This window comes from uncultured Limnohabitans sp. (assembly GCF_937889215.1).
Taxonomy (GTDB): Bacteria; Pseudomonadota; Gammaproteobacteria; order Burkholderiales; family Burkholderiaceae_C; genus Limnohabitans_A.
Map to the genome: position 1 here is coordinate 1 of NZ_CALBEX010000169.1, position 1801 is coordinate 1801.

2 protein-coding genes and 1 pseudogene are annotated in these 1801 nt (G+C 62.5%); 1 reads left to right on the top strand and 2 read right to left on the bottom strand.

Features of this window, described 5'->3' with window-relative positions; all coding sequences use genetic code 11:
- Positions 1 to 220, top strand: a pseudogene (locus Q0341_RS04400) (protein translocase subunit SecF); the annotation flags it as partial.
- Positions 221 to 226: 6 nt separating this feature from the next.
- Here Q0341_RS04400 and Q0341_RS04405 read toward each other — a convergent pair.
- Positions 227 to 688 (bottom strand): DUF3717 domain-containing protein, encoded by a 462-nt coding sequence (locus Q0341_RS04405; protein ID WP_299510845.1) that lies wholly within the window; start codon positions 686 to 688, stop codon positions 227 to 229.
- A 70-nt stretch (positions 689 to 758) separates the two neighbouring features.
- Positions 759 to 1801: M48 family metalloprotease (locus Q0341_RS04410; RefSeq protein WP_299510846.1), on the bottom strand; the 1043-nt coding region annotated here is incomplete at its 5' end.

Sequence of the window (1801 nt, forward strand, 5' to 3'; positions counted from 1 at the left end):
CTCCACCCAGATCATGGTTTTGTCCATGCTGCTGTTTGGAGGAGAGACGCTGTATTACTTCGCTTTGGCGCTGACGATTGGCATTTGCTTTGGCATTTACTCGTCGGTGTTTGTGGGCGCAGCGGTGGCCATGTGGCTGGGCATCAGCCGCGAAGACATGGTCAAGCCAGTCAAAAAAGACGGCGACCCGAACGACGAGAACTCGGGCGCGGTGGTCTGAGCCCTCTCAGGGCTTGAGGTCCAGCGGCACCTGCGCCTCAGCGGCAGCTTTGGCCCAGTGCCGGCTCTCGGCAGCGCGTTCGGCGTAGCGGTTGAAGCGCCAGGACGTGCCATCCATGGTGATGCGGTGCCAGATGCTGCGTTTTTCACCCGGACTCATTTCGGTCCACAACTGCACTTCTTCGAAGCTTCGGCCACAGCCTTTGCAGGTTTCGTCGCCCTGGCTGGTCGAGCAAATGGCGATGCAGGGCGTATCGGGCGTGGTGGCGTACCAGTCTTGCCAGGCTTCGGCCGCCGCCAAAGGCAGGCTGAACTCGTCGGCCAAATCTTGTTTGTGATACACCATCAGCCCATACACCTCGGCCAATGCACGCAGCTCATGCGGCAGTGACACTCCGTCGGGTGAAGGGTTTTTGGTGCGCCAGTGGTTGATGGCGGCTTCGATGTCGGTGATGTGGATTCCGGCCATGGTGTGTTTTGTACAGGGACGGCGATCATAGCGCCATGCGGTACAGAGCGATGCACGCGCGCAAAGCAGGTCAGGGCTTCGCAGGGGATTGCAGCTGCAAAGCCCGCCACCTGTCTTGGGCGTAACGCAATCGGACATCTACGATTGAGGCTTCGATGTGGTCTGCGGCTTGCAAGCGGCCTTGCTTGGCCACGTCTTGGGCAGCCCGGAACCGGTCAATCGCGCCTTGCCAGTCCAGCCGGGCGATTTGTGCCTCGGCTTCAGCGCGCAAGGCGCCCAGCGCCTGCCCTTGCGCGGCCAACAGCGCAGCCAGGGTGTTCCAGGCTTGCGCATCGTGTGGGGCCAAAAACACCCGCTGGCGCAACTGCTGGGTCAACTCGGATTGCAAAGGGTGCTTGGGCATGCGCAGCACCGCTTGCGCGGCAGCAATGAGTTCGGGGCGCTGCAGCGCTTGCGCCTGGGCTGCAGGCAGCAACAGCTGGAGCGCCACCTCAAACCTTTCTTGTTTCATGGCCACTTCGGCCGAGAGCAGCCGCAGCCAACGCTGGGCCGACAAATCGCCGGCAGGGCGTGAGGCATTGGCCGTGGGCACCGATGCCTGCACCCATTGCTGCAGTTGGAGCAGTGTTCGGTCGGCGGCAGGCATGTTTCTTTGCTGCAAATAGGCCATCGTTGCGGCATACAACTTGCCCGCCCGTTGTGCTGGCGTGTCCAGGGCGGACGGTTGTTCTGCCTCTTGCGCCCAGGCCTTGAGCGCATCCGGCGTACTTTGGGACAAGACCCGCGCACGCGCTGACAACATGGCTTGGCCCAAGTCGGCTTGCAGCAAGGGCGCGGTGACCAAGAGTTGTTGGCGGGCCTGCATGTCGGCGATGCGTTCGGTGGTCAAGGGGTGGCTGCGCAGGTAGGGAAAGGCCCCGTTGTCGTTCAGACCCGCCGCTTGTTGCAGCTTGCCGAACATGCCCACAAAACCCCGGGGGTCGTAGCCGGCATCAACCAAAATGCCGTAGCCCACGCGATCGGCTTCGCGCTCCATGTCACGCGAGTAGCTCAGCTGCGATTGCACGGCTGCGGCCTGCCCGCCCACGATCAGGGCTTGGGCTCCTTGTGCAC